Genomic DNA, 14,055 nt, shown 5'->3' on the forward strand with positions numbered 1-14,055 from the left:
CAGGCGGAGAATTTGCTCCCGCCGGCGGCCCTACCTACTGGTCCAGGCGGAGTTCCGACATGTCCAAGCGCGCCCTGATCGCCGTCGCCGACGGCGTTGAAGATATCGAAAGCGTCACCCTGATCGACGTGCTGCGGCGCGCCGAGGTCGAGGTGCTGGTGGCCAGCATCGAGGCGCGGCGCATGATCACCTGTGCGCGCGGCGTGCGCCTGACCGCCGATGCCATGCTCAACGATGTGCTGGCGCAGGATTTCGACCTGATCGTCCTGCCCGGCGGCATGCCCGGTGCCCAGCGGTTGGCCGAGCATGCGCCGCTGGCGCAACGGGTGCAGCAGCAGGCCAAAGCCGGGAAGTTTTATGCCGCCATCTGTGCGGCGCCGGCACTGGCATTGCAAAGCTATGGCGTGCTCAAGCAGCGGCGCATGACCTGTTATCCGGCGTTCAGTGACCGGCTGTCCGGCTGCACCTTTGTCGATCAGCCGGTGGTGGTCGACGGCAACTGCATCACCAGCCAGGGCCCGGCGACGGCGCTGGCCTTTGCGCTGACGCTGGTCGAGCAGCTCGCCGGCAGCAAGACGCGTAACGCGGTGGCGAAGGCCATGCTGCTGCCGGAGTGAGTTGTGGAGCGGGTTGCGCTGCGTCCAGCAGATTAAACAGCGCTGGAACATAGGCCGCCATGTTGGGCTTCGCTGCGCTCAACCCAACCTACGGGGTTTGGGTGTTGGCTTTGGCTTTGCTGTTGTTTGTAGGTTGGGTTGAGCGCAGCGAAGCCCAACGCAAACCACGCACTGCTCAACCCTGCATACGAGGCGGTTTGTTTGCTGCATTCGGCTGGTTGATCTTCCGGCGCACAAGCCACTGCAAGGGGCTAATCTGTTTGCGCATTCGATCCGTACAACAACTCAAAACGTGAGCGCTATGTCCCCAGCCGATCTGATTTCTCCCGTCCGTCTGCTCGCGCAGATTCACGCCAATCTCCACCGCATGCCGCGCATGCTGCAGGGGGTTTACTACAGCTCGATCAGCAACCGGGAAAAGGCTCTGTCATTGGGTTGGGCGGTGGAACGCGCAGCCCGGCTGCACCCTGACCGTCCGGCGGTCATGGATGAGACGCGCATGCTCAGTTACTACCAGTTCAACGCGTGGGCCAACCGCATGGCCCGGGCGCTCAAGGCCGATGGGGTAAGACACGGCACAGTGGTGGCGGTGATGCTGGAAAACCGCCTGGAGCAGCTGGCCCTGCTGGCGGGGTTGGCCAAGCTCGGCGCCGTCGCGGCACTGATCAACACCACGCAGCGCGGCAAGGTGCTGACCCATAGCCTGAATCTGGCGAAGCCGGCGTTCTTCGTGGTTGGCGAAGAACTGCTCGACGCGTTCAAGGAAGTCAGAAAGGACGTGCACGGCGCCCGCGAGGGCTGCTATTGGCTGGCCGACACGGACACCCTGCAGGATATCGGCAAGGCCCCGCGCGGCTGGGTGAATCTGGCCAGGCAGCTGATCGGCCAGGAGGAAAGCAACCCGTCGGACACGCAACGGGTCCGGCTCAAGGACCCGTGTTTCTACATCTACACCTCCGGCACCACCGGCTTGCCCAAGGCAGCGGTCATCAGCCATAACAAGTGGATCAAGGCCTATGGCGGTTTTGGTCTGTCCGGGCTGGGGCTGGACAATACCGATGTGCTGTACATGACGCTGCCGCTCTACCACAGCAGCGGCGTGGTGATCAGCTGGTGCACCGCGCTGGCCGGTGGTGCGGCAATGGCCGTGCGGCGCAAATTTTCCGCCAGCGCGTTCTGGAAGGATGTGGCGTTTTACCAGGCCACCAGTTTTTGCTACATCGGCGAACTGTGCCGTTACCTGCTCAACCAGCCGGAATGCCCGGAAGAAAAGCACAACAGCCTGACCAGCATGATCGGCAACGGCTTGCGGCCGTCGATCTGGGGTGAATTCAAAACCCGCTTCGGCATCGAACGCATCATCGAATTCTATGGCGCCAGCGAGGGCAACATCGCCTTCGTCAATGCCTTCAACTTTGACAACACCGTAGGCTTTTCGCCGGCGCCGTTTGCCGTGGTCAAGTACGACCTGGAGAGTGAGCAGCCGCTGCGCGATGCCCGTGGTTTTATGCAAAAGGCGGAGCAGGGCGAGGCGGGGCTGCTGATTGGCGAGATCAGCCAGAAATACCCGTTCGACGGCTATACCGACCCGGCCAAGAGCGAAGCGGTGATCCTGCGCAACGTGTTCAAGAAGGGCGATGCCTGGTTCAACACCGGTGACCTGATGCGTGATATCGGTTGCCGGCATGCGCAGTTTGTCGACCGCCTCGGCGACACCTTCCGCTGGAAGGGCGAAAACGTCTCGACCAACGAAGTCGAAAGCCTGCTCGGGGCTTTTCCCGGGGTGGAAGATGCGGTGGTCTACGGCGTGGAAATTCCGCAGACCAATGGCCGCTGCGGCATGGCTGCACTGCGCTTGAAAACAGGCGAACGGTTGGAGCAAAAGGCGCTGGCGCAGTACCTGGACAAGGTTATGCCGGCCTATGCCGCGCCGCTGTTTATCCGCCTGCTGGGTGAGGTCGACAGCACCGGCACCTTCAAATACAAGAAAGCCGACCTGAAACAGGTGGCCTACGACCCGGCCCAAACCAGCGATACCCTGCTGGTGCGCCTGCCGGGCAGCGACAGTTTCAAGCCGCTGTCAAAAGCAATCTTCGGGAAAATCCAGCAAGGCGCCTATCGTTTCTGAATAGTCGCTTCTGACAGGCGCCTACTTGATCGCCTTGAGGATGACGAACTTGGGCGTCGCAGCAACCTGCTCGACGCCGCGAAACAGGCGCTTGAGCTTGGCGTGATAACCCAGGTGGCGGTTGCCCACAATCCACAGCTCGCCCCCGCGCACCAGTGCAGCCCTGGCCTGGGTGAACATGCGCCAGGCGAGGAAGTCGCCGACTACCTGCTGCTGGTGGAATGGCGGATTGCACAGCACCAGGTCGAGGGATTCGGCCGGCTGTTCGGCCAGGCCATCGCCTGCACGGATGCTCACCGGGCGTTCGCCCAATGCCGCCTGCCAGTTCGCCGCTGCCGACTGCACAGCCATGTAGGATTCGTCAATCAGTGTCAGTGCGGCCTGCGGATTAGCCAGTGCATAGACAATCCCGAGCACGCCGTTGCCACAACCCAGATCTGCCACCCGCAGCGGGTTCAGGCTGCGCGGCAGATGTGGCAACATGGCACGGGTGCCGATATCCAGTCCTTCGCGGCAGAACAGGTTGGCGTGGTTGAGCAGTTCCAATGGCGGTTGTTCAAGCCTGTAGCGGGTTGGGTAAGGCGACGCGGCGGCCGGTAATGCAACCGGTGTGGCAATCAGCAGGCGGGCTTTCTTTACCGCCAGTGAGGCCTGCACCGGGCCTATGTAGCGCTCCAGCAAGTCCCCGGCGGCCCGCGGTAAATGCTTGAGCATGGCGCCGGCAATCACCTGTGCACCCGCTGCCAGTTGATCCTGCAGGCGGATCAGTTGTTCTTCCAGCAGCGCCAGAGTTTTTGGTACGCGGATCAGCACCAGATCGAACGGGCCCTCGACTGCCGCGCTGGCCGGGACAAAGGTAACGCTGTCCGGAGCAAGGTCATTGCGCGCCAGATTGTTCTGCAGCGCGATAAAACCCAGATGCGAATCCCCCGAACTGGTCAGCCGGCAGCGCCCGGCCAGGCTGCAGGCGAGCGCGCCGAAGCTGTCGTTGAGCAGCAGTACGCGGCAGTCCGCGGACAGTGGCAGGGCCTGCACCTGACTGAGCAGGTATTCGTCCGCGGCATCGAATGCCTGCAACGGTTCGTTGGGCTGCGTCGGCTGACGCAGCAGCTCGAGCTGGGTAAAAGCGCTGGTGAAAGTGGCCATGGCAATCGACTGCATGCGGGGTCCGGCAGAGACGGGCGGATTCGGCTCGCTTCCCGGACGGGCCGGCAGTATGCCGTGCCACGCCGACAAGATCATCTGTCATGGGGTTTAACAGGCCGTTGAAAAAGGCGCTGTACCCGTTACGGGTTGAATGCTCGCTTGTCGTAGGCTGGGCTTTAGCCCAGAAAAAGCGCGAAATGGCAGGTCGGGCCAGAAGTTGGCCGCAGCGGGCCAAGGCCCGCCCTACAGAAGCACGCTCAACCGCTGTCGCCGGCATGGCCGGCCAAAGCGGAAGCCGCTGTTCCTACTTGATCAAGCCTTCGGCCTGCATGGCAGCGCGCACTGCCGGGCGCGCCGCCACCCGGCTGCGGTAGGCGACCAGGTTGGCATAGGGGGCCAGGTCGATGCCCAGCGGCTGGGCCCAGTTGGTCACGGTGAACAGGTAGCCGTCGGCCACGCTGAAGGTGTCGCCCAGCACAAACTGCTGGCCTGCCAGCAGCCCGTCGGTGAACTTGAGACGTTCACCGAGCTTGGCGATCAGCATGGTTTTGTATTCGGCCGGCGTGGCGGGATTGAACAGCGGACTGAATCCCTTGTGCAGCTCGGTGCCGATGAAGTTGAGCCACTCCTGCAGCTTGGCGCGCTCGAAGGTCCCGTTGGCGGGGGCCAGGTGTCTGGCCGGCACCTGGTCGGCAATGTATTGGACGATGGCGGGGCCTTCGCGCAACTGCCGACCGTCGTCCAGGACCAGCAGGGGCACGTAGCCCAGCGGGTTGATGCTGTAGTAGTCCGTGCCATCGGCCAACTGGTGGGTCTTGGTCGGCGCGGCGATGGCCTCGTAAGCCAGGCCGGATTCTTCTAGCGCGATATGGGGGGAGAGCGAGCACGCGCCGGGGGAATAGTAGAGTTTCATGGTGCAGTCCTGTCATGGAAGGGTTGGCGAAGCGCAGCAAGGGGCACAGCCGGAGGGCCTCACTGCTGGCCGGGGATGAGCCGGTGCCCGGGCCACCGCCCGCGGCTCATCGGTTGAAGGCTCATCGGTAGAAAAAGTGTAGTCGCCCGCTCGCTGCCTATCGATGGGCTATGTCTGCGTTAGTGGTTGAACGTGCTTTTGCAGGGTGGGTTAGTCGCGCAGCGGTGTAATCCGCCATCAATGCCAACGGCATCGCGGTGGCCGCCCGTGCGGCCGGTTGGTGGGTGACGGCCCCTGGCCTCACCCACCCGACAAAGCCCACTAGGATGAACCAACCCATAACGAGTACAGAACATATTGATGGGCTCTGCATTGGCCCCGGGTACCTGGCGAGTGCCCGCGGCCGGCGAGCCAAGCCGCTGTCCCGCTGTCCCGGCGAGGAGTGCCAGCGCTACGGCAGCGCCAGCGTGAAGTGATACGCCGGTGCCTGCTGGGCATACAGTTGCGGCAAGTAGTAATGCAGCAGGCTGACCTCTTCGATCTGGTGGCGCTCCCATTCGCGCAGCATGGCCTCGTGAAAGGTGCTGTAGCGCAGCAGGGCGTTGACCAGCGGGCCGAGCAGCGGCCAGTCGACCCCGATCAGGGTTTCCACCCGGTACTGGCTGCCGGTCGGGGTGGCGCTGAACAGGTGGCGGATCTCGCCAATCGGTACCCCGGCCACTTCGGGACGAACCGTCATGCCCGCGGCGGAGATGCTGACCACGCGCCCGGCACCCTCGCTGTCGAACGGGCCGAACCATTCGCGGCGGGCCACCAGGGCGCCCACGCCCATGCCCGGCGAGCCATCGCTGGCCGCTTCCTCGAGCCACAGCTGGCCGTGCTCGCTCAGGTGGAAGATCTGGTACAGCGGATAGGTCGTGCCGCTGATTTCGACCGTCGAGATCGGCAGCACCCGGTACCACCAGGCGAGCATCTGCGGGCTGATGTCCGGCAGTGGCAGATGCTCGATCTGCAGGCGGATCCGTCCGTCAGGCAGGGTCTGGTGGGAAAAGTGCGCCGTGCGGTAGTCGGCCACGGCCCAGGGCAGGTCGCGCGGCACGTCGTGCTGCCAGGTGGGGCGCATAAGCCACCAGATGGTCAGCCCGAGCAACAGGCAGAGCGCCAGTAGCAGCCCGCGGCGGCGAGTCGGGCGGAAGGGCGGAGAAACGGGCGGCATGGCGTTCCCTGGTCTATTTTAAAAAGCGTGTGGATGGTCACTGTTACTGCGATCGGATTTATCCAGACTTGCGCGTAGCCCTGCAAGGGGGGCGCACTGATCTGTACGAATAACTTACTGGGGGAAAGGGGTCATGCTCAAAAGTCAGTGGATGTTCGGCGCGCTAGGCGCGTTTGCTACAGCGAGTGCTCTGGCGGCCCAGCCGCCGGCACCGATGGAGACCCGCTCGGCCATTCCGGTGGCCGGGCCGATGCTGAGTGCCAGCGCTGCCAGCTTTTCCGATATGGAGCTGGACGAGGTGGATGATTTTGATGGCTGGACCGGCAGCCTCGGCTTTGCCCTGCCGGTGTTCGAACATTCGCAGCTGCGCCTCGATGCGCCGTTGTATACCGATGGCGATGGGCGGGCGACTGCCGAACCGGGTGAGGAGTCCTATGGCCCGGTCGCACCGGGCGATTATCCCGATCTGGATATCGAGGGTGATGGCGGTGTCTGGGATTACACCACCCTGGAGTTCCAGTCGCAGATTTGGGACGAGACCTCGCACAGCTATGTGCTGGGCTGGTATGCCGGGTTTGGCCAGGTGCGTGAGTCGCTGGATGCCAAGCACGACGGCCGGCTTTATGACGTGGTCAACCACAAGGGCGATGTGTATCTGGCCGGCATGCTGGCCGAGGGCGATGGCGGCTGGGGACGCTGGTACATGAATGCCGGTGCGCGTTTCTACCGCAAGAGTGATGATCTCAACCCGGCGGGTGACGATGATTTCGATGTGGCCGACCTGCGCCTGGCCAATCGTTTCGCGCCCTTGGCGGAGAATCTCTATCCGGTTCTCGAAGTGACCTACCTGGGTGACTTTGCCGACGTCAATCAGGCCTCGCTGCTTCCGGAATTGCTCTATGCACCGAATGACACGGTCAACCTCAAGGCCGGGCTGACCGTGGGGGCCGGCGACGGCAACCAGTTTGGTGGCCAGGCCGAGATCGATTTCTTCTTTTGACGCGGGCTGTTTCGGGTGGAGATCTGGCCGGGGTGGGTTTATACCGCCCCGGCCATTTTTTGCGCATGGCGGTATCGCCAAGAAATGGGTGAACTCGAGCGGATCTCCAATCCCCTGGAGATCCCGCCTATCGATCAATCACGTGCGGCTTTCGTGCAGTCGCGCCAGTTGGCGCTCAAGCAGCGCGGGGTAGGGCTCGAGCAGGCGCTCCACGCAGCAGGCACCCTCGGGGCTGGCGATCGAGCGGATTCGGGCGCGCTGGCGCAGCAGCGGATCATCGGCCACTGCGCGATCAACCAGCAGCAGGTTGCGGCTGTGCTGGCTGAGCGCCAGGGCATTGTGTGCCGAGTCACTGAGCAGCAGGTCACCCTGATCGAGGCTCGCCAGGTTCTCGCCAAGCGTCAGGCCCAGCTGCAGCTGCAGGGTGATGCCGCTGTCGGCCACCTCGATCTGTAGCGCATGGCCGAGCGCGCGCATCAGTTCGCCGCAGCAGAGCGCATGGGTCAGGTAGTCTTCGCCGCTGCGCGAGCTGTCGAACAGCAACAGGCTGCTGCCGTCATTCAGGGTGTGCAGGGAGCCCTGATAGAGTTCGGCGATCTGCTCGAGGCAGTCGCGATAGCGCTGCAGCAGATCCATCAGGCGGGCGCGGGGCAGGCGGCGCAACTGGTCCTGGGCACCCATCTGCACGGCGAGCAGGGCGCTTTGGCTGCTCATGGCGCGCGAGGGGGCGGATGGCATTGTCGCAGCAGCGGCCTCGGCTTCGGCGCGCAGCTCGGCAAACGGATCTTCCTCCTGTGCCGGGTGCAGGTGGCTGTGAGGCTCGCCATCGTCGTCCTGGCTGTCGAAACCGGGGTCGCGCAGATTGCGGATCTGGAAGGTCGGTTCGTCGACATCGTCAACCGGGTCGTCGGTGTAATCCTCCAAGTCCGGCTCTTCTCCGGTTGCCGTGAGCGGCACCGCTTCCTCGCGCGGCTCGACCAGCAGGTTTTGCAGGTGCCGGGCGATGTCGCCGATCTCGTCCTGGCGTCCGGCGCCGGGCGCCGGATCATCAGGGTCGCGCAGCCAGGCGCGCAGTTGCAGCAGGGGGGTGGAGATGTTGCGGCCCAGGCGCAGGCTCAGGTACAGCGCCAGCAGCAGCAGGATGCCGCCGAGCAGGCCCATGCTCTGCATGCTGATGCTCATCGGCTTGTTGAACTGCTGCATGTCCAGGCTGACCCGCAGGTGGCCGGCAATCACTTCCTGGAAGGTGATGGGGGAGGAGTACAGACCGTCGGTCTCGCCGAGAAAGTCGCGCTTGGGGCGGGTGCCCGCTTCGGCCAGGGTGCGGTTGTCGACGCTGTAGATGGCGGCATGCGCCACCAGCGGATTCTTGTTCAGGTTGCTCAACAGAACGTTGAGGCTGAGCATGTCGTTGGCGACCAGCAACTCGGTTGCCGAAGCGGCGGTCTGGGTGACCAGGCTCTGGCCGATGGCGTCGGCCTGCTGCTGCATGGCATTCCTGAACTGCATGCCCATCACCCAGGCACAAATGATCAGGGCAAGACCGACCAGCAGCAGGCTGTGACTGGCAATGCGCAAGGTCAACGGAATGCGCCGATAGCGCACGGCATTGAACAGCAGCAGAAAGAAGTTGTCGGGTTTGATGGTCGTGGGCCGGGTCAAGGGCGCGGCTCTTTCGAGTGGAATTGGCCCGCAGTATAACGGTCACCCTGCGCCCGGCAAAGCGCCACGACTGCCAGCACTGGGCGGAATATGGGTAGAATGCGGTCCGGCTGACTGCGGAGAAGCTGCTTTGCGCGAAATAGTCCTGATCAATATCACCGGAGAAGATCGTCCGGGCCTGACTGCGGCCATTACCGGGGTACTGGCCCAGGGTGGCGTGAATATCCTCGATATTGGCCAGGCGGTGATTCACGACACGCTGTCCTTTGGCATCCTGGTGGAGATTCCGGACAACGAAACCGCGTCTTCGGTGCTCAAGGATGTGCTGTTCACCGCCTACAAGCTTGACCAGCAGGTGCGCTTCACCCCGGTGTCCGAGGAGGATTACCAGCAGTGGGTCGGCGGCCAGGGCAAGCCGCGCTACATAGTGACCCTGCTCACGCGCAAGGTCACCGCCGAGCAGTTGCAGCGGGTCAGCAGTATCACCGCGCGCTACGGCCTGAATATCGATCACATCGATCGGCTTTCCGGGCGCATGCCGCTGGATACGCCGGAGGAGTGCGGCAAGGGCTGCATCGAGTTTTCCGTGCGTGGCGAGCCGGCGGATGCCGCCGCCTTGCGCGCCGAGTTTCTCAGCGTGGCGCAGGAGCTGAATGTCGACATCGCCTTCCAGCGCGACTCGCTGTTCCGCCGTAACCGGCGCCTGGCCGTATTCGACATGGACTCCACGCTGATCGAAGCCGAAGTCATCGACGAGCTGGCCAAGGCCGCCGGGGTTGGCGAGCAGGTGGCTGCCATCACCGAGCGGGCGATGCGCGGCGAACTCGATTTCCGCGCCAGTTTCAAGGAGCGCCTGGCACTGCTCAAGGGCCTGCCGGAATCCGTGCTGGAAGAAGTTGGCGCCGCGTTGCGGCTGACCGAGGGCGCGGAAACCCTGTTTGCCGAGCTCCAGCGGCTTGGCTACAAAACCGCGATCCTGTCTGGTGGCTTCGGTTATTTTGCCCGTCAGCTACAGGAAAAACTCGGCATTGATTACATCTATGCCAATGAACTGCAGATTGTCGATGGCAAGCTTACCGGGGTAGCCGTCGAGCCGGTGGTGGACGCCCAGCGCAAGGCCGACCTGCTGCGCGAGCTGGCAAAGAAGGAGGGCCTGCGCCTGGAGCAGACGATAGCCGTCGGTGATGGGGCGAACGACCTGCCCATGCTCGGCCTGGCTGGTCTGGGGGTGGCTTTCCGGGCCAAGCCGCTGGTCAAGCAGTCCGCCAAGCAGGCAATTTCCACCCTGGGGCTGGACGGCATTCTGTATCTGCTGGGCTTTCGTGATCGCGAGGGACAGGACTGAGCAGGGCAAAATGAAAAAGCCGTCGCTAGCGACGGCTTTTTCATTGGTGCGGCGGACTACTCGTTGCCCGAGGCGAACTCGTAGTTCATGTTCGTGCTGGGCCCCTGCAGGAAGTCCCCCTGAATATAGTTGACCCCGGTTTGCCAGAGCGTGGCCATGCTCGACGCGGTCTGGATGCCGGGCGCGATGGTGCGCTTGCCCTGGGTGTGCAGGCTGGCCAGCAAGCCCTTCAGTGACTCGAGGTTTTCCGGATTGCTCAGTTCCTGGGTGTAAGAGACGTCGACTTTTACATAGTCGACGCGCAAGTGCTGCAGCGTATTGAGCGGGTTGCCGACGCGACCGAACTGGTTGATCGACACCTTGCAGTGCATTTCTGCCAGGCCTGTGGTCAAGTCCTTGACCTGTTTCAGATAGCCGATCGCGTCCGTCTCGCTGAACTGGATGACCAGTGCGTCAGGCGGCACCTGTACGGACTTGAGCGCTACCTGCAGCCACGGCAGCAGGGTCTGATCCTGCAGGCTGGCCGCGGACAGCTGGACGAACAGCCGGGTGTTATGGCCTTTGCTGCGATGCTCGGCGAGCCGTTTGAGCGAGTTGAGGATCACCCAGCGATCAATCTTCTCGCTGAGCCCGCCCGAGTGCACTGCTTCGATCAGGTCCGCCGGCGCTACTTCCTTGCCCTGCGGGTCGAGCATGCGCAGCAGCACTTCATAGTGCTCGTCGCTATCGCCATGCAGGCTGACGATCGGTTGGAACAGCAGGCTGAACGCATTGTTGTCCATGGCGTGCTGGATCATCGCTGCCTTGTCGCCACGACTGGCGGCAGCCTTCAGTTCATCCGCCGGGTTGAACAGTTTGAGGGCATTGCCGTCCTTCAGTTCGTCGGCGCAGCGATGCGCGCGGTCGATGACTTCCTGCGAGTGGGTGGTCTGCTTATCCAGTGCGGCAACCCCGATCGACAGGGTGATCTGCACGGTGCGGCCGTTGACATCGAACAGGTGGGTTTCAACTTTTTTCAGCAGCGCCCGAAGCTGGGTCTCGGTTTTTTCCGGGGTCTGGTCTGGCAGCAGGGCAGTGAAGGCATCATCGGAAAAGCAGGCCAGCTGCACACTGTCCGGGAAGTGTTCGCGCAGCAGGTTGGCCAGCTCGGCGAGCAGCAGGTCCATACCGGCAATACCGATGCTGGCGAGCAGCGTGGATTGCCGGTCGATCCGCATGAACGCCAGGCTCGCTGCCTGGCCGGTCTGGACCGCGTTATCCAGGGCCTGATCCATGATCTCGATGAAATGGTGCCGGTTGAACAGGCCGGTGATCGGATCCTCGATGGCTGCCGCGGTATCGCGCTCCTCGGCCTCGCGGCGGATGACCACCTGAATGCAGGGTTCGGCGTCATAGGTCGCCGGCGAGAAGCTCATGCGCCCGTTGAAGGTGTCACCGTTAGCGGTCATGCCCTGGAACAGTAGGTCGCTGGCACTGTCGTGCTCCTGGTAGCTCTTCATGAAATCGCGGAACACCAGCTGATGCTCGCTGGCCACCAGGTCGATCATGGGGATGCCTTCGAGTTCCTCGGCATCCTCATAGTTGAACAGGGCCAGATAGCTGCGGTTGGCATAGATATGCATGCCTTCGTGCACATAGGCGATGGCATCCATCGAGCTTTCGAGCAGCAGCTGGCAGCGCTTTTCCGCCTCGCGCAGGGCCATTTCTGCGGCGCGCCGGGCACGGCGATGCTCAAGCCCCGCCAGTTCATGATTGGCCAGCAGTACCAGCAGTTCGTCTTCGTCCTGGGGAACGGCGGCGCTGGCACCGAGCGCCATGGCTTCGGTGATGGCGTCGAAGTCATGGCCACTGACCAACTGGATGAACGGGATATCCAGGGCCTGACGGCGCAGGGTTGCCAGCGCCTCGCCAGGCTCCAGATTGGCGCTCGCCGGCGCGGCAATCAGCAGATCCCAGCTTTGCTGCAGAACCTCGAGCAGATCGTCGGCAGACGTCAGGCGATGGACGCGGGTGGAGCGTCCCGAGTTGCGGAACAGGCTGACGAGGCGTTCAGCTTCATTTTGCGAATCTTCGAGGATCAGCAAGCGGATGGTCTTTTTTTCGATGGGCATCTGGAATAGTCAGAACGCGCTGAATACGCGAGAAGTGGCGGCAAAAAAGGGGGTGTCGGGCAATCTACAGCGACTTCCACAGGGAGTCAAAATCTTCCTCCCCCGGGCGGCCTTTGCGGGCGCCTTGTGCCGGGTCGGCAAGCGGGTCGCGCAGGGCGTCCTCACGGTATTCGAACTGGCTGAAGCTCCCGGTGGTTGCCTGGCGATTGCCCAGCAGGGCGCGTTTTTCCATGCCGTCAAGGTTTATCAGGACCTTGCTGCCTTCGCGGAAGGGGATGCGCGGGGTGATCAGCGAGGCTGCTCGCCCGAGGGCTGCGCTCTCGGGGATCAGCAGTGCGCGGAGGAACTGGCTGTTCTGCTCGCCTTTGCGGATCAGTTGCAGGCCGCAGGGCTGGGTATTGGGTGCCATCAGTTCAACACCCATCTGGGTGCCGCCCGTGCGGACCTGGCGTATCCAGCGCACCACGGCGAGGCTCCAGTTTTTCCGGCTGGGGTCCTGGATGCCGAGCAGTTCACCAGCCTGAAGCTGGCCGGGAACCGCGTGTGACCAGCTCAGGCAGTAGCCTTCCGGGCTCTGGCTGACCAGCGACAGGCTATAAAGCGGATACTTCTCGCTTTCACTGGTGCCGGCAAAGCTGCCTTGCTGGCCAGCCGGCGCCTTGTACTGGATTTCTTCCATTGCTTCGCCGCGCATTGAAGTGGAAATGGCCTGGGCATCAAAGGAGCGGGCCCAGACATCGGTGCCGTCATCGCTTTTTTTCCTGCGGCCGAAAGCGGCGCTGGCCGGACTTTTCAGAACATCGCCAAAGGCCTGTTCGCCAGACATGAAGTAATGCACGGAGGTCATGCCGATGCACAGGCTGACCTTGCCCTGGGCCGGGAAGCGCTGGGAGGTTCTCTCGGTGCTGTCACCCCAGGCGGTGCGCAGATGCTCCAGCTGCTCCGCGGGCAGGCGTTTGGCGCCCGGCAGGCATGCCTGCGCGGGGCTGTCCTCGGCAGCCTCCTGGTACCTGCTGATGGCGTCCACCAGGGGGGCCGGGTCGATGCCCAGCAGGGCCTGTTTTTCAGTGTCACTGAAGCGCGACTTCGGTCGCGGCGGCGCATCCCGGGTGGTGGGCACCCAGAATAATGCGCCGGGTTTGTCTGCTGCCACCAGGCGTGCCAGTGGCGCCCAGGCTGGAATCACCTCGGCCAGATTGGCAATGGCGTTCTGGCGCATCTGGCTGGTGCGGGCACAGCCCACCAGCAAGGCGCTCAGATAGGCGTTCTCGACAGTCTGCAGCGTGCCGGGCGGACTCAGCGGATCGCTGACCTGCAGCTGCTGCAGGTTCAGGCTGCTGGCGGTCTGATACAGCAGGTGTATCTCCAGCCACACGCTGTCTGCGACAGCACAGTAAAGCTGGCAGGCGCGCACCAGTGGTCCGAACAGGCTGTGCAGGCTGCGCTGCAGGGCAGTAGCCAGTTGCTGGGCGTGTTCCTTGCGAAAGCTGCTGGCATCCTGCACGACAATCAGTTTGTAGCCGTTGGCCAGATGGCTCTGCAGCGCCTGGCAGAGGTTGGCGACCTTGCGCGGGCGCTCATCGAGAACCACCGACTGGTTGAGGAAATGCCGTTCCAGCTGCTTGCAGACAAACAGGACTTCCGGGCGTAGCAGCTCCATCAGGCGCATGCGGCTGCTGCTGGAAGTCTCCAGCTGGTTGAGTTCGACCAGGCATTGATAGAGCAGGCGGGCGCTCTCGCCGAGGTTGGCCTTGGGCAGATTGCCAAGCCATTCGGCGAGTCCCTTGGGACTGGCTTCGCACAAGGACAGGGCGCGCTGATCCGGTGTCGGAATGCGCAATTGCTGATGTGGACGCAGTTTGTCCGTGTGCATCGCTGGCTCCTGTTGAGCGCTTTGGCGGAAGACCTGGCGGCCTT

Annotated in this window: 10 protein-coding genes; 4 read left to right on the plus strand and 6 right to left on the minus strand. The window is 63.2% G+C overall.

The annotated features are described in order from the left end of the window. Positions 1-59 precede the first annotated feature (59 nt). Positions 60-617, plus strand: a complete 558-nt coding sequence (locus tag ISX93_RS12925) for a DJ-1 family glyoxalase III (protein ID WP_195779145.1) — start codon at positions 60-62, stop codon at positions 615-617. Positions 618-918: 301 nt separating this feature from the next. Further along, positions 919-2,745 carry a long-chain-acyl-CoA synthetase gene (locus ISX93_RS12930; protein ID WP_195779146.1) on the plus strand — a complete coding sequence of 609 codons (1,827 nt, stop codon included), beginning with the start codon at positions 919-921 and terminating at the stop codon, positions 2,743-2,745. A gap of 21 nt (positions 2,746-2,766) precedes the next feature. On the opposite strand, the gene ISX93_RS12935 is transcribed toward ISX93_RS12930, so the two are convergent. The 3 genes from ISX93_RS12935 to ISX93_RS12945 form a co-directional block, all read right to left on the minus strand. Further along, on the minus strand, positions 2,767-3,891 hold the full coding sequence (locus ISX93_RS12935) for a methyltransferase (protein ID WP_195779244.1): 1,125 nt from the start codon (positions 3,889-3,891) through the stop codon (positions 2,767-2,769). 304 nt (positions 3,892-4,195) lie between these two features. Further along, positions 4,196-4,804 carry a glutathione transferase GstA gene (gene gstA / locus ISX93_RS12940; protein ID WP_195779147.1) on the minus strand — a complete coding sequence of 203 codons (609 nt, stop codon included), beginning with the start codon at positions 4,802-4,804 and terminating at the stop codon, positions 4,196-4,198. A gap of 451 nt (positions 4,805-5,255) precedes the next feature. Further along, positions 5,256-6,020 carry a hypothetical protein gene (locus ISX93_RS12945; protein WP_195779148.1) on the minus strand — a complete coding sequence of 255 codons (765 nt, stop codon included), beginning with the start codon at positions 6,018-6,020 and terminating at the stop codon, positions 5,256-5,258. 133 nt (positions 6,021-6,153) lie between these two features. On the opposite strand from ISX93_RS12945, the gene ISX93_RS12950 reads away from it, so the two are divergent. After that, positions 6,154-7,020, plus strand: coding sequence for a hypothetical protein (locus ISX93_RS12950; protein ID WP_195779149.1), 867 nt, complete (start codon positions 6,154-6,156; stop codon positions 7,018-7,020). A gap of 138 nt (positions 7,021-7,158) precedes the next feature. On the opposite strand, the gene ISX93_RS12955 is transcribed toward ISX93_RS12950, so the two are convergent. After that, positions 7,159-8,682 carry an AhpA/YtjB family protein gene (locus ISX93_RS12955; protein WP_195779150.1) on the minus strand — a complete coding sequence of 508 codons (1,524 nt, stop codon included), beginning with the start codon at positions 8,680-8,682 and terminating at the stop codon, positions 7,159-7,161. 130 nt (positions 8,683-8,812) lie between these two features. Between ISX93_RS12955 and serB the strand changes: the two genes are divergently transcribed. Continuing rightward, on the plus strand, positions 8,813-10,027 hold the full coding sequence (gene serB / locus ISX93_RS12960) for a phosphoserine phosphatase SerB (RefSeq protein WP_195779151.1): 1,215 nt from the start codon (positions 8,813-8,815) through the stop codon (positions 10,025-10,027). 56 nt (positions 10,028-10,083) lie between these two features. Here serB and ISX93_RS12965 read toward each other — a convergent pair whose 3' ends face one another. Together ISX93_RS12965 and ISX93_RS12970 are read right to left on the minus strand one after the other, a co-directional pair. After that, complete coding sequence (locus ISX93_RS12965; RefSeq protein WP_195779152.1) at positions 10,084-12,138, minus strand: EAL domain-containing response regulator; 2,055 nt, start codon at positions 12,136-12,138, stop codon at positions 10,084-10,086. 64 nt (positions 12,139-12,202) lie between these two features. Further along, a complete protein-coding gene (locus tag ISX93_RS12970) occupies positions 12,203-14,011 on the minus strand; it encodes a molecular chaperone (protein ID WP_195779153.1) in 1,809 nt (602 codons plus the stop codon). Positions 14,012-14,055 lie beyond the last annotated feature (44 nt).

This window comes from Pseudomonas sp. N040, assembly GCF_015637705.1.
In the GTDB taxonomy this organism is placed as follows: Bacteria; Pseudomonadota; Gammaproteobacteria; order Pseudomonadales; family Pseudomonadaceae; genus Aquipseudomonas.